The following is a 20,202-nucleotide window of genomic DNA, read 5'->3' as shown; positions in this document are numbered from 1 at the left end:
ATACTATCCATGAACAGTCCAAGACCCAATTCCGTCGTTCAGCAACCAACCCTGACCGACCGCGACGCCCTGCTGCGGCAACGCAGGCGAGCGGCAGGCAGGGGACATGTCGATCTGCTGCATCGAATCGCTGCAGCGGAACTCAAGGATAGGCTGGACGAGATTAACAGAACGTTTCAAAGGCCCGCGATCGTAACGGGCTTTCCTGAATTCTGGTCAGCCGAGTTCCCGCATTTCCGCGTGATCCCTGACGATCCGGTACTGGATCTTGCCCCCGACAGCCATGATCTGATCATTCATGCCATGTCCCTGCATTGGGCCGACGATCCGGTCGGGCAGATCGTGCAATCTGCGCGGGCGCTTGTAAAAGACGGGCTGTTCATCGCTGTCTGCTTCGGAGGCCAGACCCTGCATGAGCTTCGGGCCGCCATGGCAGCCGCCGAATCCGAGGTGACGGGAGGGCTTTCTCCGCGTGTTCTTCCAATGGGTGAGATCCGCGATCTGGGCGCATTGTTGTCACGGGTCGGGCTGGCGCTTCCAGTGGCCGACCTTGTCGGGCAACGTGCGAGCTATCGTGATCTTGTTCATCTCGCCCGCGATTTGCGGGACATGGGCGAGTCCAATGCGATGGTCAACAGGCTCAGACGGCCGACAAGACGCGAGATCTTTGCGCGGGCAGCGGTGATTTATGCCGAAAGCTTCCCGGACCGCGACGATCCGACCCGTATACAAGCAAGCTTCGATCTGGTTTTTCTTACCGGATGGGCCCCATCCGAAACCCAGCAGAAACCCTTGCGCCCCGGTTCGGCGCAGAAAAGCCTTGCCGATGCACTTGACGAGATCAGGAAAAATTCATGACGCCAGCAGCTTCGCCCGCCGATCATCCCCGGCTTCCCCCGGCAAAGACCGGAATTCTGATCGCCAATCTCGGGACGCCGGATGGGTATGATTACTGGTCGATGCGGCGATATCTGAACGAATTTCTTTCGGATAGCCGCGTCATCGATCTGCCGCGCTGGAAATGGCAACCGATCCTGCAAGGCATCATTCTGACCAAGCGTCCCTTCAGTTCCGGTGCGAATTACAAAACCATCTGGAACGAGGAAAAGGACGAAAGCCCCATGATGACGATCACCCGTGATCAGACCGAGTCGCTGCGCGCTCGGGCGATCGCGGAGTGGGGCGACGACGTGATGGTCGAATTCTGCATGCGCTATGGCAATCCTTCAACGCAGGAGGTTGTCGGGCGTATGGTGGAAGCCGGCTGTCGCCGGATCGTATTTCTGCCGCTTTATCCGCAATATGCAGGTGCGACTTCGGCCACGGCGAATGACCAGCTTTTCCGCGCCCTGATGGAGCAGAGGCGGCAACCTGCGGTCCGCACCTGCGAGCGCTATTTTGACCGGCCGGACTATATTGGCGCGCTTGCGGCTTCGGTCGAGCGGGCGCTTGACGGACAAAAGCCGGCCAAGCTGGTTGCTTCTTATCACGGTATGCCCCGGCGCTACCTGCTGCAGGGCGATCCTTATTACTGTCAGTGTCAGAAAACCTCCCGGCTGCTGCAGGAGCGGCTGGGATGGGAAGACGGTATCATCGATACCAGCTTTCAGTCGGTCTTCGGGCGCGAGGAATGGTTGCGCCCCTATACCGTCGAGCATGTCGCGGATCTGGCGCGGCAGGGATACAGCGATATTGCGGTGATCTCACCCGCTTTCGCTTCGGACTGTATCGAAACGCTCGAGGAAATTCAGGGCGAAATCCGCGAGGCATTCGAACATGCGGGCGGTGAGCGTTTCACCTATATTCCCTGCCTTAATGCCGATCCGGAACATATCGATGTGATGATGAACGTCATTCGTGAAAATATTACCGGCTGGGTCTGAAAACCGAAACGGGGGCAGAATCTGCCCCCGCATGGTATTCGTTGGCTGTTTGCGTCAGATCAGCAGAACCTGTGTGCCGATATTGGCAAAGCCGAACAATTCCTTGATATGCTCGTTATACAGCCCGATGCAGCCATTCGACGATTTACGCCCGATCTTGCGAGTGTCGTGGGTGCCGTGAATCCGATAATATTGCCAGCTTAGCCAAAGCGCGTGGGTGCCAAGCGGATTGTCTGGTCCCGGCGGCACGAAATCGGGCCACGACGGATTGCTTTTTTTCATGGCAGGTGTCGGTGCCCAGGACGGTCCCTCGACCTTCTTGATGATCTCTGTCCTGCCCAGCCGCGTCAGATCCTTGCTGACCGGAATCGATGACGGGTAAACGCGATAGGTGTTGCCATCCTCGGACCAGAAATGCACCGCCCGCGAGGTAATGTCGCACAGGATCGCACCATTGGTCAGGTTGGTGAAATACGGACGCCAGTCCTGAGTGCGGAAGCTTGAGATATTGTGCCGCTGGTCTCCTTCGTTGTCGTATTGAACCACACCGGCATCGGGGGTGGCACCGTTTGCCGCGTCATAACTCGGCTGACCGGTATTCGGGTCGAATTCCTGTGCGCGGCCCGGCAATGCCAGACCGGCGACTCCAATCGCAGCGGCCGAACCAAGAAAAGCCCGGCGGTTTAAGGCTGTACTGCTCATCAGCAAATATCCTCGTTCCTCTGACCGCTCTTTTCGGCGATCTCGTTACTACTTTGCCCAAACTGGTGATCGAGTATATAACGCTCCGGCAGATTTCTGCCAAATCAAACAGATGCGATAATTCCCATGCAATTTACCCGCCACGTTCACGGATTCTTGCGTTTGAACGAAGCCCGGCCATTCGGTAGATCTTGGACCCAGAGCAGACAAGGGACAGCATAAATGAAAAATATCAAGTTAATTCCAGTGGTTGCGCTAATCGCGCTGGCTGCCTGTCAGCCACGCTTGGCGCCGCAGCTTGGTCCGGACGGGCAACCGCTGCCTGTCGCCTATAAGATCGGTGCGCGTGAAGAGGCGGAAATTCCCAATCGAGTGTTGCAGCAGATCAACACTTTACGAGCCAATGTTTCGTTAAGCCCGGTGACGCTCGACCCGCAACTGAATGCGGCGGCATTGGCGCATTCGCGTGACATGTCGGCCCAGAACCGGGCATGGCATTGGGGATCGGATGGTTCCTCGCCACTGGAGCGTGCGCGGCGACAGGGCTTTCAGGGGCATCTGATCGGCGAAAATATCTCGGAAACATACGAGAATGATATTCAGACCTTGAATGCATGGATGGCCACGCGCGACACCCGCGATGTGATCATGCATCCCGACGCGAGCCAATTGGGAATTGCGTGGTATCAGGAAACCTCGGGCAAGATCTGGTGGACTCTGCTGACCGGTGCAAACTGATCACCGGTACAGCAATCGGAATGCCCCGGTTGTTCTGCCGGGGCATTGGTATTCCGCTGCCGAGAACCCGACGGTGATGTCAGGGATTGATGATGATCGGAACGCCGGTCGTGACCATTGCAAAGATTTCTTCGATCTCTTCGTCATTCACGGCAATACAGCCGGCTGTCCAATCTCGCTTCTGATCGGCGAGCTGCCGGCCCTCGGGCCCCCAACCGTGAATGAAAATGTCGCCGCCGGCTTTTCTGCCCAGACTTTCAGCTAATGCAACCTGCTCTGGCCGCGGATAGGAAACGCCGACCGACAGGTGATAGCGGCTTCGCGGGTTGAAGCGGTCAATGAAATAGAGGCCTTCCGGCGTCTTGCCGTCACCCTCGAACTGCTTGGTGCCCACAGGGGCGAAGCCCAACCCGACATCATAGGCCTTGAGAACGGTTGTACCGCTTAACAGGTAAAGCCTGCGCTTTCCCTTGTTTACGACGATCTGCGTAACCGGCGGGCCGGAATAGGTTTTGAATCTGCTTTTTGGCTTGCCGCAGGCCGCCATGAAAGCCAGCACAGATAGCGCAACTGTGCGACGGGTTGCTCGATACATCACTGCCTCTGGATTCTTTTATGTTTTATATGAACTTAATATCATACTCGGAGGTGATTTGACTAGCGAAGTTGAAACTCCGCCACCGTTTCGACATGAGGCGACCAGCGGAACTGATCGATGACCTCGACCTTGGACAAGATATAGCCGCCAGAAGTTAAAATTTTCGCATCCCTTGCGAAATTCACCGGATCACAGGCGATGAAGGCAACTCTGGAAACCCCCGAATTTGCGATTTCCCGGGCCTGTGCTTCGGCTCCATTGCGTGGCGGGTCGATCACAATCGCGTCAAATCCGCGCAACTCACCGGCCTGAAGCGGGCGACGGGCCAGATCGCGAATCTCGGTGGTGACCCGCTGCAACCCCTTGGCGCTTCGCCAGGCGGCATCCAATGCCCCAAGCGGTGCCGCCAGACCTTCGACCGCATGAACCTGCGCGGCCTCGGCCAGCGGCAAGGTGAAGGTTCCGCAGCCTGCGAACAGATCGACGATTTTCCGGGCACCTGCTGTCATCCTGCATACCGCAGCGAGAAGAGCGGCTTCCGCTTCCGCTGTCGCCTGAAGGAACGCGCCGGGTGGCGGGATCAGCCGGCTACGCCCTATGGGCAGGGCGGGAGGACGGCGTGTGATGGCTTGGCCATCCCAGTCGAGCCTTGCCAAATCCCCGGCTTCGCCAAGCTGCGCAAGATGATGAAACAGCGCAGAATCCAGTGGCTTGCCGCCGGCGACGGCGACATCCAACCCTTCGGGTCCGTGAATGACGGTCATGCCAAGCTCTGCCGAGCGCGAGGCGCCTGCCGTGACGATCCGGCGCAGGATGGGCAAGGCCTGCATAATAGCGGGATGCAGAACCTGACATTCCTGCAGATCGACGATGATGCCGGACGCGCGCGCATGAAAGCCAAGCAGCGCGCCTTTCTTTGTCCTGCGTCCGGACAGAACCGCCCGGCGTCGTGATCGTGGTGGCGAGACATGCGTCAGTGTGACCGGCGCCTCAAGCCCTTGTGCTGTCAATGCGGCTTCGACGACGCCGGTTTTCCAGTGGGAGGTGAACTCTTCCGACGCATGCATGAGCAAGCAACCACCGCAGGAACGGTAATGCCGGCAAGCGGGCTTCACGCGATCGGGTGAGGGCGTCAGGATGCGCGGAGAGACGATCCGGCCATCCTGCACGTCCCCCTCGATCTCTTCGCCGGGCAGGGTCAGGGCGGCAAGAGCACGTCGACCTTCGCTTATCGCGATGCCGTCGCCGCGATGGCCAAGCCGGTCGATATGCCAAAGGCTCATTCGGCTGCCTCTTCAGTGCCCAGAAAGCCGCCTGACTGCCGGTTCCAATAGAGTGCATAAAGGCCGGAATTTGCCAGAAGCTGTTCATGCCTACCTTGCTCGATGATCTGTCCGGAATCCAGAACGACGATCCGGTCAAGCTCGGCAATGGTCGAAAGCCTGTGCGCGATCGCCAGAACGGTCTTGCCATGCATGGCGCGGACCAGTGCCTCTTGAATCTGTGCTTCGATCTCGCTGTCCAGGGCGCTTGTGGCTTCGTCCAGAACCAGTATCGGCGCATCTTTCAGAAAGGCGCGGGCGATTGCGATCCGCTGACGCTGCCCGCCGGAAAGTTTGACGCCGCGTTCGCCCAGATGGGCATCATATCCTTTCCGCCCGGCATGGTCCTGAAGTTCAAGGATGAAATCATGCGCCTCTGCGGCGCGGGCTGCGGCCTCGACCTCGGCCTGTGTCGCATCGGGGCGGCCATAAAGGATATTGTCGCGCGCCGACCGGTTGAACATTGCGGTTTCCTGCGTAACCATGCCAATCTGACGGCGCAGGCTTTCCTGGGTGATTTTCCGCAGGTCGGTCGAGTCGATGCGGATACTGCCGGACTCGACATCATAAAGCCGGAGCAAAAGCGCGACCAAGGTCGATTTTCCCGCGCCCGATGCGCCGACAATCCCAACCTTTTCGCCCGGCGCGATATGCAGGTTGATCCCCTGCAATCCACCCGATCCGCGCCCATAGGAAAAACTGACGTCGCGGAACTCGATCCTGCCTTCGGTCAGAACTTTGGGTAAGGCCTCGGGATCGTCTGTCAGGCCGTGCGGAGACGAAAGCGTGTGCATCCCGTCCTCGACCTCGCCGATACTGCCCCAGATTCCCATCATTGCCATACTGATCCAGCCGGTCATCTGGCTAAGTCTCATGGCAATGGCGCCCGCTGCGGCGATATCGCCCGGTGTGGCCAATCCTTGCCGCCACAGGATGATGGAGCCGCCGATCAGGATCACCGGCAAAAGCCCGGCGATGAACATCAGCGAAACGCGAAATGAGCTGCTGACGACGCCGAAATCCAGCGCACGCTCGCGAAATCCCGACATTGCACCTAATGCGGCACGATCTTCGTATTCGTCATGCGCGAATAATTTGACGGTCTTGATATTGGTGATCGTATCCACGACCTGACCGGTGATCATTGCCCGGGCGGATGCCCGAGCGCTGGATTTCGAGCGGATGCGGGGCAGAAAGAACCGGATCAGCCCAAGATAGGCCCCTAGCCAGATAATCAGCGTCACCGCCCCCCAGCCATCGACCGAAATCAGGAATACGGCCGAGCCCAGGACTGTGGCCAGCCCGAATGTCCCCGCATTGATCAGTTCGACAGTGACATCGGTCACGGCGCGCGCCGTCTGCATCTGTTTTTGCGCCAGCCTGCCTGCGAAATCGTTATCGAAGAAAGTAACGGAATGCCCCATCGTCCAGCGGTGCAGCCGCGACAGGACAAGCGGCAGGACATTGGGCCCGACGACCACACCGGAGCTTGCCGAGGATATGCCGAAAATCATCGGCCTCAACAGCAGGTAAAAACCAAGGAATGCCACGATCAGCAGGCCGTTATCGCTCCAGAGCGAGGCAGGGTTGCCGATGGCGACCGCGTCGATCACCCAGCCCAGCAGGACCGCTGCGAAAACGTCGGCTACCCCTGCAAGCGCCGACGCTACCGCTGCCAGCGCTAGTCCCGGCCATGCGCCTGCAAGGCACCAGCCGAAAAAGGCAAGCAGGCGCTGCGGAGGCGGGCCATCGGCGGGCTTGAAGGCATCGATCAACTGGCCAAGACGGTAATACGGTTTCATTCGCCTGCTCCTGCACTCAATGCTGCCGCGACCAGTTCGGATTTGGTCAGGGCGAAGCCACTGGCGATCCACCGGGTTTCGGCGGCCTGCAACGCGCGTCCCAATGCGGGGCCTTCAAGTTTCGGTTGCAGATCACGGGCACTGATCGGAAGTTTCGCCTTCGAGGCGCGGATAAGCTGATCCGGCCAGTCGGCGGGCAGTTTCATTCCTTTTGCTCCGGCCAGAAGAATGTAATCCGTCGCGGCAGATACGCCAAGACGATAGCCCGCCTCCTCCAGCGCCCAGTCCGCATCCAAAGCCCGCGCCAATGCTTCTTGTGCCCGCGTCTCATCCTTCGATAACCGCAATTCGCCGCTGCACTTCCTGCTATTGCTCAGCGCGGCGAGGCGGCGGGGCCAGGATGGTGGAACCCGTTCGCGCGTTTCAATTTCGACCAGAGCGGCAATAATCTCTGGCTGTGCATCAGCCAGGATCTGATCAAGCACGCCGGTCTGCTTCATCAGCCTGATTGACGCGACGGGATCGGGCGCTGCCAGCAGTTTCCTGATTTCGCCGCCGATACGTTCGCGGGCGATCCGCGCCAGCCCGTCTTTCAATGCGGCGCAGGCGGCAACCGCTTCGGGCGATGCCTCTTCTCCGTACCACGCAAGAAAGCGAAAGAATCGCAGAATTCGCAGATAATCCTCTTGAATTCGCTGCTCGGCTTGGCCGACAAAACGCAGTCTTTTCGCGGTCAGATCCGGCAGTCCGCCGACCGGGTCGATGACATGCCCGTCCCGGCCGGCATAAAGCGCGTTCATGGTGAAATCTCGGCGGCGGGCATCTTCTTCCAGATTGTCCGAGAATGTTACGACTGCGTGGCGCCCGTCGGTTTCGATATCGCGGCGGAATGTCGTGACCTCGAAGCCTCGCCCATCTGCGACGACCGTAACCGTACCATGCTCGATTCCTGTCGGGACCGGTTTCAGCCCCGCATCGGCAGCCAATTGCGCGACCTGATCGGGCAGGGCATCCGTGGCGATATCGATATCGTCAACCGGCTGGCCAAGCAGCGCGTTGCGAACCGCTCCCCCCACCAGATAGGCATGATTTCCCCGCGCCTCGATCGCATCCAGAACCGCGAGCAGCGTCGGATCGCTCAGGGTATCCGCAGGAAGACGGGTCATGATTGCAGCCTTCTGGCCAGTCGCAGCAGGATACGTGCCGTTGCCCCCCACAGGTAATAGGGGCCATACGGCGCTACGGGATAGCTGCGCCACCCTTCCCGCCAGCGGCGCTGCTCGACGCGGTAGCTGGCCGGATCACTGATATGGGCGAAAGGAAGGGTGAACACTTCTTCGACTTCGCCCGGTTCAGCGATGGGGGTGAACGTGCCACGGATGATCCCCAGTACCGGAGTCACGGAAAAACCCGTAACGGTCCGGTGGGAGGGCAGGGTACCCAGCAGATCAACTTGTGCCGGGTCAAGACCGACTTCTTCCTGCGCCTCGCGCAAGGCGGCGGCAACCTCGTCGCGGTCGCCCGGATCGACCTTGCCGCCCGGCAAGGCGATCTGTCCGGGATGGTGACGCAGTCCCGATGCCCGCTTGGTCAGCACCAGCCGCCCGTCATCCTCGTGAAACGCTGCCAGCACGCCGGCAGGCCGCAAAGGCACATCCGGAGGCGTGACATCGTTCAGTTCGTAATCCGAACTTGGCTTTGCATTTCCTGTCAAAGCCCTGTGCAGCAGTTCTTCTGACCAGTTGGGATTCACGTGCCGGTCCCGTCGCTTCGGGGGTCGATCGGATCACCATTGGCATCGACCGTGGCCTCAAAACCAAGGCTGTTCGGGTCCAGTTCGTAATGTGCGCCGCAAAACTGACAGTCGGCGGTCACGATGCCCTCTTTGGTGGTCATATGGGCGATATCCTTGGCCGAATAGATCGCAAGTGTGTCGCGAACCCTGTCGGCTGTACAGGAACAGCCGAATTCGATCCGCTGCGGATCGTAGACGCGCGGCGTTTCTTCGTGGAACAGCCGCAACAGCAGATCGGTGGGCCCGACATTGGGACCGATGAGTTCCAGTTGCTCGACCGTATCCAGAAGCATGTTGGCCCGGTTCCAATCCTCGGATTCTTCGCCTTGAAGAATATCTGCCGCCTCGATCAGCCCTTGTTCACCGCTCCCGCCGTCGGATTCCTCCATCGGCTGCGTCGGCAAGGTTTGAAGCATGATGCCTCCGGCGCGCCAATGCTCGGGCTGACCGGAAAGCTGCGAGCGCCCATAGGCCAGTGAAAACCGCGAGGGCAATTGTTCGGACTGAGCGAAATAGGTTTGCGCGCAGGCCGAAAGCGATCCTCCGGTCAGAGGGGTGATGCCCTGATAAGGCTGCATATCCTGTCCCTGATGGATCAGGATCGCGAAATATCCGTCGCCGATCTGTTCGAATGCCGGGCCGTCATCCAGCTTGTCTTCGTCGAAACTGGCCCAGGCGCGGATCCGGGCGGATTCGTCCTCACCCTCGGGAGCATAGTAATCTGCCGCGATCGTTCGGACCGCGCCGTTGCCACGCACCTGCAGGCTTAGCTTCCAGCGCAGCTTGATCGTTGGGCCGATCAGGGCTGCAAGCAAGGCCAGTTGCGCGACAAGGGCACTGACCTGTGCCGGGTAATTGTGGCGCGACAGGATATGATCCAGCACGCCATCCAGTCGCGCAATGCGGCCGCGGATATCCGAGCGGTCGAACTGGAAGGGCAGAACCGTGTCGTCCCAGGCGATCTGGTTGATTGTGTTCATGACAGATCCTTGAAATTGCATTTGGCCCGCGATTGCGGGCCGGGTTGGCGCTAATATATGCGTTTTTGCAGCAATCCCAAGGGGGGAACCGGCGGCATTTCCCGCCGGCATCCCGGGATCACCTGGAGAGCAGGGCCGAGAATTCCTGATCCAGTTTCGCAAGTGCGGCGTCGATATGTCCGCGCCTGTCCTCAGTCCATGTGTCCTGTGCGGCGATACGGTCTTGTGCGTCCTTGAGCATCCGTTCGATCTCGCTGGGCTGCGGTCCGCCTATGGTCGCGCGGTTCCCGATGATCGCGACAGGATCCAACGCGGCGCGGAACTCTTCTTCGCTCAGAGGCAGTTCCTGCGGATAGTCCGTGCCTTCGACCGTCTCGGCATAGATGCGCTGCGCTTCGCTATAGGGAAAGTCCAACGGGCCGATGCCCTCGTTCCGGGCATGGGTGACGATTTCCGAGGCGACATGATGGCCTTCGCGGAAGGGCAGGCCATGCTCCCGCATCAGGATATCGGCAACCTCCTGCGAGGCGGTCCAGTCGCTGTTCACCTCTTCCAGCGCCCGTTCGGAATTGATGACCAATGCGTTCAGCACCTTTTCGAACTCCTCCAGCGTAGTGATTGCGGCATCGACGATTTCGGAATTGTCTTCCACCTCCTTCGGGTCGGGCATTCCGGGCGTCAGATTATGGGTCTGAAAGACAGGTCCGGTCGCCAAGGCAATCGTCCGCGAGGCGGCGCTGCGGGTGTCGTTCAGCAGGCCCGGATTCCGTTTCTGCGGCATCGCAGAGGAAACATAGGTATTCCCGTCCCCTTCCTCGAGCAGGATCCACGGGCGCGTCTGGGCATATTGCGTCATTATGTCTTCGATGAAATTGCCGGTATGAAGCGCGATGGATGTGACGATCTGCGCCACCTCGACCGGCTGATCCATCGACGAGATCTGCGAGGCGTCATAGGCGTTATCCACCAATGCGGCAAAGCCCAGATAATCCGCCATGCGCTGCCGGTTCAAAGGCCAGCTTGTGCCATTCAGAACCGTTGTGCCCATGGCCGAGCGGTCGATTCGTGCATAGGCTTCACGGATGCGCTGGGCATCGCGGTCAAGCCCGGCGGCATGTCCCAGAAGATAATGCGCAAAACTGTTCGGCTGCGCCGCGACGCCATTGGTGTAATTCGGAACGATGGTGTCTTTGTGCTTGGCGGCAAGACCGATCATCGTGGCGGATGTCTTGTTTAACTGATCCGCGAGTTCCAGCAGCTTGTCGCGCTGAATCGCCGCGCGGTAAGTGGCGTGCATGTCCTGACTTGAGCGCCCGGCATGTACCAGCGTGACCTCAAGCCCGCCCGCCTCGATCCAGAGCGGTTCGAATTTGATGACTGCGCTGGGGCGTTCTCCATCGGGTTGATTGCCCGCGTCGATGACCTCTTGCAACGCGCTGGCTATTCCGGGCGTGTCCTCTTTCGGCAGCAGACCTTCATCACTGTTGATGATGATGCTGGCCTTGTTGATTTCCCCCAACCAGAAGAATTCGTCGCGTTCCTCGGCCTGTGCAGTCGAAATGGATCCGGCCAAAGCAGTCCCCAAGGCAAGCGACCGGGCCAACATCGACAGGTTACGCTGTTGGATCATTTTCTTCCCCTCTTCCCATTTGCGCCACAATGATCACATGGAAGTGAGCGGGGTAACAATTGTGGTTTACCACAAGAAAAAGCGGCCTCCGATATCTGTATCGGAGGCCGCCATTACAAATTTCCGGCAAGTCAGGACGCGGCGAGATTGCGCAGCACGTAATGCAGCACGCCACCATTCTTGAGATATTCGATCTCGACCTCGGTATCCACGCGAGCCTTGAGCTGGATCTCTTTCGCGGTGCCGTCGGCATAGGTGATCGTTGCCGGAACCAGTGACAGAGGTTTGAAATCACCCTCCAGCCCGGTGATCGTCACCGTTTCGTCGCCGGTCAGTTTCAACGTTTTGCGGGTGTCGCCATTGGTGAATTCGAATGGAACGACGCCCATCCCGACCAGATTCGAACGGTGAATACGCTCGAAGCTTTCCGCGATCACGGCTGTCACGCCCAGCAGATTGGTGCCTTTGGCAGCCCAGTCACGCGATGAACCGGCGCCATATTCGGCCCCACCGATCACCACCAGCGGAGTGCCTTGTTCGGCATAGCTCATGGCAGCGTCGTAAATCGCGGCCTGCTGACCGTCCGGCCCCTTGGAATAGCCGCCCTCGACGCCATCCAGCATCTCGTTCCTGATGCGGATATTGGCGAATGTGCCGCGCATCATCACCTCGTGATTACCGCGACGCGAGCCATAGGAGTTGAATTCCCGGGCGGGAACCTGACGTTCGGTCAGGTATTTCCCGGCAGGTGTATCAGGCTTGAAGGAGCCGGCGGGCGAGATGTGGTCGGTGGTGATCATATCGCCCAGCAGCGCGAGAATGCGGGCGCCACTGATATTGCTGATGGTTCCGGGTTCTTTCGACATGCCCTGGAAATAGGGCGGGTTTTGGATATAGGTCGATGTCGGCGGCCAGTCGTAAGTTTCGCTGTCGGTGACTTCAACAGCCTGCCACCGTTCATCGCCCTTGAAGACATCGGCATATTTTTCCTGGAACATCTCACGGGTAACGATGGACTCAACCAGTTCGGCGACCTCTTTCGTCGTCGGCCAGATGTCTTTCAGGTAAACCGGGTTGCCGTCTTTCGACGTGCCAAGCGGTTCCGTCGTCAGGTCGATATTCATGTCCCCGGCAAGCGCGTATGCCACGACCAGAGGCGGCGATGCCAGATAATTGGCGCGCACATCCGGTGAAATCCGGCCCTCGAAATTGCGGTTGCCGGACAAGACCGAGACGGCGACAAGGTCGTTGTCGTTGATCGATTTCGAGATTTCCGGCTGAAGCGGGCCCGAATTGCCGATGCAGGTGGTGCAGCCGAAGCCGACAAGGTTGAAGCCGATGGCATCCAGATCTTCCTGCAGCCCGGCGGCCTCGAGATATTCCTGAACGACCTGCGAACCCGGCGCCAGAGAGGTTTTCACCCAGGGTTTCCGGTTCAGTCCCAATTCGCGCGCCTTACGGGCAACCAGTCCGGCGGCCATGAGCACATAGGGGTTCGATGTATTGGTGCAGGAGGTGATCGACGCGATCACGATTGAACCGTCGTGAAGCCTGTAATCCTCACCCTCGACCGTGCCGTCCTTATAGCCATCGTGATGGCCCGGCAGATCGTTGGGGGTGGGTGCGCCACCTTCGGCATTCCATCTGCCGGTGGCGGTACCGGTGGGTTCGGGCAGTTTGCGGGTGTCGCAGATATATTTGCGGAAAGCAGAAGCGGAAGCGGTCAGCGGGACGTGGTCTTGCGGGCGCTTCGGCCCCGAGATCGCGGGCACGACATCGCTCTGATCAAGTTCCAGCGTCGAGGAATAGACCGGGTCGTAATCCTTGCCGCGCCAGAAGCCGTTCTCCTTGGCATATGCTTCGACCAGTGCAATGCGATCCTCGTCGCGGCCCGTCTGACGCAGGTAACGCAGAGTTTCGTCGTCGATCGGGAAGAAGCCGCAGGTGGCACCGTATTCCGGTGCCATATTGGCAATGGTGGCGCGGTCGGGCAGGGGCATATGGTCCAGTCCGTCGCCGTAGAATTCCACGAATTTGCCAACCACACCATGTTCGCGCAGCATCTGCACGACCTTCAGCACAAGGTCGGTTGCCGTAACGCCTTCGCGCAGAGAACCGGTGATCTTGAAGCCCACGACTTCCGGGATCAGCATAGAGATCGGTTGCCCCAGCATCGCTGCCTCGGCCTCAATCCCGCCGACGCCCCAGCCCAGCACGGCAAGGCCGTTGACCATGGTTGTATGGGAGTCGGTGCCGACCAGAGTATCGGGATAGGCGACTTCTTCGCCGTTTTGGTCGGTATCGGTCCAGACCGTCTGCGCCAGGTATTCAAGGTTCACCTGATGGCAGATGCCGGTTCCCGGCGGGACCACGCGGAAGTTCTGAAACGCCTTCTGACCCCATTTCAGGAACTGATAGCGTTCGATATTGCGTTCATATTCACGCTCGACATTGAACTGGAAGGCGCGGGGGGTGCCGAATTCATCAATCATGACCGAGTGGTCAATGACCAGATCGACCGGGTTCAGCGGGTTGATTTTCTGCGCATCACCACCAAGCGCCTTGATGCCGTCGCGCATCGCGGCAAGGTCGACAACTGCCGGAACGCCGGTGAAATCCTGCATCAGCACGCGGGTAGGGCGATAGGCGATCTCTCGCGGGTTCTGGCCACCCTTCGCGGCCCATTCGGCAAAGGCCCGGATATCGTCTTGGCTGACGGTACGCCCGCCATCTTCGAACCGGAGCATGTTCTCCAGCACCACCCTGAGCGATGCCGGAAGTTTGGAAAAATCGCCAAGTCCGGCGTCGGATGCGGCTGCAATGGAGTAATAGGAAACCTCTTTACCGCCAGCTTTCAGCTTGCGGCGGGTCTTGGAGGTATCGGTTCCGGTCTGGATGGGCATCAGGGCCTCCCTGTCTGCGAAATGGATGGGTCGGGCATGAGTCTCACCCTGCTTTGCCTGAAGCAAAAAGGTTCTGCAAGGGTAATGCACCTCAATTGTATGCAATGGCATGCCATAATCTGACGGCTTGCTCAATAGCCCTGAAGCATACACTTGTCCATAATGAAGCATACACTTGTCCATAATCAGGTGACTGGGCTAACAAAGCATTGATTTGGTGTTGGCCGCCACATGGGTCTATGCATGGAGATGAGATCTGATCAAGCGGACCCGAAGATGCGCATAGGCACCAGCAGAATGTTTCTGGCCGTCATGTTTGCCGGGACGATAGGTGTACTGCCCCTGTCCGCCCAGCAACCGACCGTGCCCGAGGACCCGGAGGCGCCGCTGATCACGGCGCCGACTGATCCGGGCCGGTCCGCGCCATCATCCGACAGGCAATATGAAATGCCCGAATCGGCAGGGTTCAACAATTTCGCCAGCGGAGATGCGCCCCCGCCGCCTCTGGACAATTTCAATCCCTCGACATCGCCAATCGTCGTTGAACTGTTCACGTCGCAAGGCTGTTCCTCTTGTCCCGCCGCAGACAATATGCTGAGCGCATTGGCAGATGACCCGGGCGTGCTGCCATTGTCGCTGCACGTGGATTACTGGGACTATCTTGGCTGGGAAGACAGTTTCGCGAGCCCCGAATTCACCAGCCGGCAAGAGGCATATGCCCGTGCCGCAGGCGAACGTTCGGTCTACACACCGCAACTCATCATTGACGGACAGGATACCGCCGTCGCGCCCGGTCCGGCGCAGCTTGCCGGGCTGATCGACGCGCATCGGGTCACACCGGCGCTTGTCAGCCTGAACCGCGAAACCACGCAACAGGGCGATAGTATCGAGATCGTGCCGCTGTCGGAACTGGCGAATCCGGTTGATGTTCTGCTGGTCAGCTATGTTCCCAGCCGGACCGTCGAGATCAAGGCCGGCGAGAATCGCGGGCGTAGCATGAATTATGTCAATGTAGTTCTGTCGATGGACAAGCTTGCCGACTGGGACGGCAGAACGCCGCTTCGGCTGAATATACGCCAGGAGGAGCAACCCGAAAGAAGTAATCCTAAAGATACCAGGCATGTCATCCTGGTGCAGGAGGATCTTGGGGGACAGGAAATCCCGGGTCAGATTATCGCCGCCATTACTTTGGATTAAACCGAGGGGGCGCTGCATTCTCCACGCTGCGCGTCCTTCTCGCGTCGGTTGAAACGTTCGCAGCCGTGTTGTCGTAATACTGCTCCATATTTTGTTCGCCGTGGTCGGCGTATGTAGGCAGTTCAACTCTATAGCGGCGCAGTGATCAGAATTGCGATCACTGACGTGACCACTGCAATCACGGGAATGCGTGTGTCACCTTAGCCGCTTCAATCTGCGCGCTTGCAGCTTTCATTTCAGCATCTGCAATTCGTTTTTCTGGCGCGAAGTGTCGATGGTTTATCTCAAAAAAACAAAGGCTTAGCTATTTCTAGCTAAGCCTTTGTTTTTGTTGGCTCCGGCGGTAGGGATCGAACCTACGACCAATTGATTAACAGTCAACTGCTCTACCGCTGAGCTACGCCGGAACACGAGGCGGGATATAGCAATCTGTTCCATGGTCGTCCAGAGGCAATACGACAATTTTCATACAGTCCGGAAAATCGTATCGGCGGTAAGATCGCCATCGTAAATCACAGCTCCCAGATCCGCGAGTGCGACCAGATGGGCAAGCACATTGCGGGTTGCGGCAGGAAGAAGCATCGGGGCGATGTCATATATCCGCCGGGCAAGATCCTGGGCGCTTGCGGGGGATTGCGACAGGGCGTTCAGGATCTGGGCGGTGCGCAGCCTGCGATGGTCGGCCAGCTCCGATAGCCTTTCAGCGGGCGATTCGATGGGTTTTCCATGCGCGGGTAGCAATCGTTTCGGCGTAGCCAGCCCGATCTTGTCAAGCGAGCGGAAATAATCCGCCAGATCGCCATCCGGGGGTGAAATCAGCGTCGAGGACCATTCCATCACGATATCGCCGCAGAACATCAGATCTTCATATTGAAAACACAAATGATTTCCGCAATGACCCGGTGTGTGCAGGGCTCGAACGGTCCAGTCGGGCGTCGATATTTCCTGACCGTCCTTCAGCAGGATATCGGCCCGGAAACCCGCATCCAGCCCTTCGCCTCCGCCGACAAGGCCGGTCGCCGCCAGTTTCTGCATCGCCGGTGAGCGCCCGGCTTCCATAGCGCCGAATGCAAGAAGCGGCGCGCCGGTCATGGCGGCAAGACGCGGTGCGCCCGCACTGTGATCTTTATGGCTGTGGGTCACGAATATATGGCTGATTTTCCCCGCACCAGCCTGAAGGATCGCGTCGAGATGGCCTGAATCGTCAGGCCCGGGATCGATTACGGCGACATGATCCTTACCGATCAGGAAACTATTGGTTCCCGGCCCGGTCAGGGGCGAGGGATTGGGCGCAAGAATGCAGCGCGGCTCTTTCGTTATGGCGGTCATCCGGTTAGCCTAGATTTTCGCAGACAGGTTTACCATGGCAAATGAAACAGAACACGGCTGGCTGAAACGCATGTTCCCGCGCGGTCTCTATGGTCGGGCCGCATTGATCCTATTCCTGCCGATCGTGGTGGTGACGCTGGTGGTCAGCATCATGTTTCTTCAGCGTCATTTCGAGGACGTCGCCCAGCAGATGACCCGCAGCATGGCGCATGAGCTGGGCTTCGTCGCGACGCGGGTGGAGCGATCGGAGAACCCGCACGCTGCTTTGCTGGCAGCGCAGGCAGTTGCCGCGCCGTTGAGTCTGACAGTGCAACTGCCTGCCATAGCTGCTGAACGTGACGCGCGTAAATTCTATGATTTCTCGGGCAGGATCGTGATCCGCGAGCTGCGATCCGGCCTGCCAAATGTGACCGCCATCGATCTGGCGACGGATAACAAGCGCGTTGCGGTTACGATGTCGGGTAAATTCGGACCTTACACGATTTCATTCGATCGTGAGCGGGTCAGTGCCTCGAACCCGCATCAGCTTCTGGTCCTGATGATTTTCACCTCTTTGCTGATGTCCGGCATCGCAACGATTTTCCTGCGCAACCAGCTTCGCCCTATACGCCGCCTTGCCCGGGTGGCCGAGGCTTATGGCCGGGGTCGGGTCGAGCCTTATCGTCCCGGCGGTGCTATCGAAATCCGCAGCGCAGGCACGGCATTCCTTGATATGCGCAGCAGGCTTGAGAGGCAGAATGAACAGCGCAAGATGATGCTGTCAGGTATCAGTCATGACCTGCGCACGCCTTTGACGCGTTTGCGGCTGGGGTTGTCCATGTTGTCGCCGGGGATGGCGTCGGAACCCGATGATATCACGGCGATGGAAAAGGATATCGCTGAGATGGATCGCATGCTGGATGCATTTCTGGATTATGCGCGGGACGATGCGCGGGAAAGCCCGGCAGAGGAGATCGATCCCTTTGAGTTTCTGCGCGACATCGTGGCGGCTGCGCAACGTGTCGGGCAGAATGTTCATCTGGCTGAACTTCGGGGATCGTCGCAGCCGGTAAGTTGCCGTCCCGAAATGCTGCGGCGCGCATTGGATAATCTTATCGGCAATGCCGTACGTCATGGAACCAGTGTCGAGATCGATGTAGCGCTAGGACCGCGCAGTCTGCGGATCGGTGTCGAGGATGATGGGCCGGGGATTCCGGAAGAGGATATGGAGACGGCGATGCGCCCTTTTACCCAGCTTGACAGTTCGCGGAACCGTAATAGCGGACAGGGGGCCGGGCTTGGATTGGCGATCGCTGCCGATGTCGTCCGTGGTCATGGCGGGCAGCTGCGTCTCAGTCGCGGTGAAAAGCTTGGCGGGTTGCGGGCAGAGATCGTTATCCCGCGGTAGCTTGCCGTCCGGAAGGTCTCCGGACGTCACGCAGCTTCCGGCAGTTTTGCTCCGGTCATATAGGCGACCGCGTCGGACATGCTGTGGTCCTTGGGATTTATGACGCATAGCTTGCGGCCAAGCCGGTGGACATGGATCCGGTCCGCGACCTCGAAGACATGGGGCATGTTGTGGCTGATCAGAATGATGGACACTCCGCGCGAACGGACATCCTGAATCAGTTCCAGAACTTTGCGGCTTTCCTTGACGCCCAATGCGGCGGTCGGTTCGTCCAGGATGATGACCTTCGATCCGAATGCCGCTGCGCGCGCGACCGCCACGCCCTGCCGCTGACCGCCCGAAAGCGATTCAACCGGCTGATTGATGTTCTGAATGGTCATCAGCCCCAGTTCCGACAGCTTGTCGCGGGCGAACTTCTCCATTTTAGGACGGTCGAGCTTGCGCAGATATTTCCCCATCAGGCCCGGCATGCGGATTTCCCGGCCCATGAACATATTGTCGGTGATCGACAAGGCGGGCGACATCGCCAATGTCTGGTAAACTGTTTCGATCCCGGCTTCGCGCGCGTCGATCGGCGAGGTGAAGCGAACCTTTTTTCCCTCCAGCCAGACTTCACCTTCATCGGGGATGATCGCGCCGCACAGTGCTTTGATGATGCTTGACTTTCCTGCTCCATTATCACCAATAACGGCCAGAATTTCACCCTTCATCAGATCGAAATCGCTGTGATCGATCGCGGTGACCTTGCCATAGCGTTTGACGAGGTTTCTGCCCTTGAGAATGGGTTCCATCACATTGCCACCTTTCTGATCCACTGGTCCACGGAAACCGCCCCGATGATCAATATGCCAATCAGCAGATAGGTCCATTGGGCATCCGCGCCCGCCATGCGCAATCCAAGCTCGAACACGCCAACGATCAATGCGCCGAAAAATGCGCCAAGGATCGAGCCGCGTCCGCCAAATAGCGAGATACCTCCGATCACCACGGCGGTGATGGACTGGATATTGCCCATCATTCCGGTCGTTGCGGAAGGTGAAATTGAACCGTAACGGCCTATCATCGCCCAGCCCGCCAAACCGCAGATCAGGCCAACCAGCATATAGACCGACATCAGCGTTTTGTGGACATTCACGCCTGCCAGCTTTGCCGCCTCGGGGTCGTCGCCTACCGCATAGACATGCCTGCCCCATGCGGTCGCGCGCAGGTAATAGGCCAGCGCCGCCACGATGACGACCATCATCACCACGCCAAGCGTCATGGTGGCGCCGCCAAGTTTGAACGTGTTGCCAAGGAATTGCAGGGAAGGGGCATTGGTTGCGATATCCTGCGCGCGGATGGTTTCGTTGGCCGAATAAAGATAATTCGCCGCCAGCACGATCTGCCACATGCCAAGCGTCACGATGAACGGAGGCAGCTTGACCCGGCTGACCAGCCAGCCGCTGATCGCGCCGATGGCCGTGCCGATGCTCACGCCAAGCAATATTGAAATCGGGGCAGGGATCCCGTAGCGGAAGGTGAACTGCCCCATCAATACCGAAGTAAAGACCGCAATCGCACCGACTGAAAGGTCGATCCCGGCAGTCAACACCACCAGCGATTGCGCCGCAGCCAGAACGCCAACGATCTGCACCTGCTGAAGGATCAGTGTCAGGGCATAGGCCGAAAAGAAATTGCTGCCGACGGCGATTCCGAAGATGATGATCGAGGCCACAAGCACGATCAGCGGTACCAGCGAGGGGGTCACATGCAGCATATGCTGAAAATGACCAAGGACTCCTTTCCTGTGATCATCGAATTTCGCTACATCCTGTGATGCCGACGTGACAACGGATTCGTAATTGTCGCTATTGGACATGGACCTCTCCTTGGTCGAAGTGGCGGGCCTGCGGCGAATATGGCGGGAAAGAGGCGGCGTACCGCCTCGAGCCGTTAT

At 58.8% G+C, this 20,202-nt stretch carries 17 protein-coding genes and 1 tRNA gene; 5 read left to right on the top strand and 13 right to left on the bottom strand.

Annotation, left to right across the window (positions count from 1 at the left end; translation table 11 throughout):
- Positions 1–9 precede the first annotated feature (9 nt).
- Together Q0601_RS07905 and hemH are read left to right on the top strand one after the other, a co-directional pair.
- Complete coding sequence (locus Q0601_RS07905) at positions 10–858, top strand: methyltransferase domain-containing protein (RefSeq protein ID WP_305288862.1); 849 nt, start codon at positions 10–12, stop codon at positions 856–858.
- Positions 855–1,883 (top strand): ferrochelatase, encoded by a 1,029-nt coding sequence (gene hemH, locus Q0601_RS07900; protein WP_305288859.1) that lies wholly within the window; start codon positions 855–857, stop codon positions 1,881–1,883. Before Q0601_RS07905 ends, hemH begins: the two co-directional genes overlap by 4 nt.
- A gap of 54 nt (positions 1,884–1,937) precedes the next feature.
- Here the strand turns inward: hemH and Q0601_RS07895 are convergent, their stop codons facing one another.
- A complete protein-coding gene (locus tag Q0601_RS07895; RefSeq protein ID WP_370656103.1) occupies positions 1,938–2,591 on the bottom strand; it encodes a L,D-transpeptidase in 654 nt (217 codons plus the stop codon).
- 216 nt (positions 2,592–2,807) lie between these two features.
- On the opposite strand from Q0601_RS07895, the gene dalA reads away from it, so the two are divergent.
- A complete protein-coding gene (dalA, locus tag Q0601_RS07890) occupies positions 2,808–3,323 on the top strand; it encodes a divisome-associated lipoprotein DalA (protein ID WP_305288855.1) in 516 nt (171 codons plus the stop codon).
- Between the two features lie 79 nt (positions 3,324–3,402).
- Here the strand turns inward: dalA and Q0601_RS07885 are convergent, their stop codons facing one another.
- The 8 genes from Q0601_RS07885 to acnA form a co-directional block, all read right to left on the bottom strand.
- Positions 3,403–3,918: a L,D-transpeptidase family protein gene (locus Q0601_RS07885; protein ID WP_305288854.1), complete on the bottom strand. Its 516-nt coding sequence runs from the start codon at positions 3,916–3,918 to the stop codon at positions 3,403–3,405.
- A gap of 62 nt (positions 3,919–3,980) precedes the next feature.
- Entirely contained in the window at positions 3,981–5,204 is a 1,224-nt protein-coding gene (locus tag Q0601_RS07880; RefSeq protein ID WP_305288852.1) for a class I SAM-dependent RNA methyltransferase, read from the bottom strand.
- A complete protein-coding gene (locus tag Q0601_RS07875) occupies positions 5,201–7,045 on the bottom strand; it encodes an ABC transporter ATP-binding protein (RefSeq protein ID WP_305288850.1) in 1,845 nt (614 codons plus the stop codon). Before Q0601_RS07875 ends, Q0601_RS07880 begins: the two co-directional genes overlap by 4 nt.
- Positions 7,042–8,211 (bottom strand): CCA tRNA nucleotidyltransferase, encoded by a 1,170-nt coding sequence (locus Q0601_RS07870; protein ID WP_305288848.1) that lies wholly within the window; start codon positions 8,209–8,211, stop codon positions 7,042–7,044. Before Q0601_RS07870 ends, Q0601_RS07875 begins: the two co-directional genes overlap by 4 nt.
- On the bottom strand, positions 8,208–8,798 hold the full coding sequence (locus Q0601_RS07865; protein WP_305288846.1) for an NUDIX hydrolase: 591 nt from the start codon (positions 8,796–8,798) through the stop codon (positions 8,208–8,210). Before Q0601_RS07865 ends, Q0601_RS07870 begins: the two co-directional genes overlap by 4 nt.
- On the bottom strand, positions 8,795–9,820 hold the full coding sequence (hslO, locus tag Q0601_RS07860) for an Hsp33 family molecular chaperone HslO (RefSeq protein WP_305288843.1): 1,026 nt from the start codon (positions 9,818–9,820) through the stop codon (positions 8,795–8,797). Before hslO ends, Q0601_RS07865 begins: the two co-directional genes overlap by 4 nt.
- Positions 9,821–9,938: 118 nt before the next feature.
- On the bottom strand, positions 9,939–11,450 hold the full coding sequence (locus tag Q0601_RS07855; RefSeq protein ID WP_305288841.1) for an argininosuccinate lyase: 1,512 nt from the start codon (positions 11,448–11,450) through the stop codon (positions 9,939–9,941).
- A gap of 131 nt (positions 11,451–11,581) precedes the next feature.
- Positions 11,582–14,353: an aconitate hydratase AcnA gene (gene acnA, locus Q0601_RS07850; RefSeq protein ID WP_305288839.1), complete on the bottom strand. Its 2,772-nt coding sequence runs from the start codon at positions 14,351–14,353 to the stop codon at positions 11,582–11,584.
- A gap of 276 nt (positions 14,354–14,629) precedes the next feature.
- Between acnA and Q0601_RS07845 the strand changes: the two genes are divergently transcribed.
- Positions 14,630–15,550 (top strand): DUF1223 domain-containing protein, encoded by a 921-nt coding sequence (locus Q0601_RS07845; protein ID WP_305288838.1) that lies wholly within the window; start codon positions 14,630–14,632, stop codon positions 15,548–15,550.
- Between the two features lie 332 nt (positions 15,551–15,882).
- On the opposite strand, the gene Q0601_RS07840 is transcribed toward Q0601_RS07845, so the two are convergent.
- Positions 15,883–15,957: transfer RNA gene (locus tag Q0601_RS07840), tRNA-Asn, on the bottom strand.
- A gap of 58 nt (positions 15,958–16,015) precedes the next feature.
- On the bottom strand, positions 16,016–16,879 hold the full coding sequence (locus Q0601_RS07835; RefSeq protein ID WP_305288836.1) for an MBL fold metallo-hydrolase: 864 nt from the start codon (positions 16,877–16,879) through the stop codon (positions 16,016–16,018).
- 34 nt (positions 16,880–16,913) lie between these two features.
- Here Q0601_RS07835 and Q0601_RS07830 point away from each other — a divergent pair, with 34 nt between their 5' ends.
- On the top strand, positions 16,914–18,266 hold the full coding sequence (locus tag Q0601_RS07830; RefSeq protein WP_305288835.1) for an ATP-binding protein: 1,353 nt from the start codon (positions 16,914–16,916) through the stop codon (positions 18,264–18,266).
- A gap of 26 nt (positions 18,267–18,292) precedes the next feature.
- Here the strand turns inward: Q0601_RS07830 and Q0601_RS07825 are convergent, their stop codons facing one another.
- Complete coding sequence (locus tag Q0601_RS07825) at positions 18,293–19,057, bottom strand: ATP-binding cassette domain-containing protein (protein WP_305288833.1); 765 nt, start codon at positions 19,055–19,057, stop codon at positions 18,293–18,295.
- Positions 19,057–20,124, bottom strand: coding sequence for an ABC transporter permease (locus tag Q0601_RS07820; protein ID WP_305288831.1), 1,068 nt, complete (start codon positions 20,122–20,124; stop codon positions 19,057–19,059). The genes Q0601_RS07825 and Q0601_RS07820 overlap by 1 nt, the downstream gene beginning before the upstream one ends.
- Positions 20,125–20,202 lie beyond the last annotated feature (78 nt).

It is taken from the genome of Paracoccus wurundjeri (assembly GCF_030678915.1).
In the GTDB taxonomy this organism is placed as follows: Bacteria; Pseudomonadota; Alphaproteobacteria; order Rhodobacterales; family Rhodobacteraceae; genus Paracoccus; species Paracoccus onubensis_A.
Note: the sequence above shows the minus strand (reverse complement) of the source record. Positions and strands in the feature narration are given on the sequence as shown.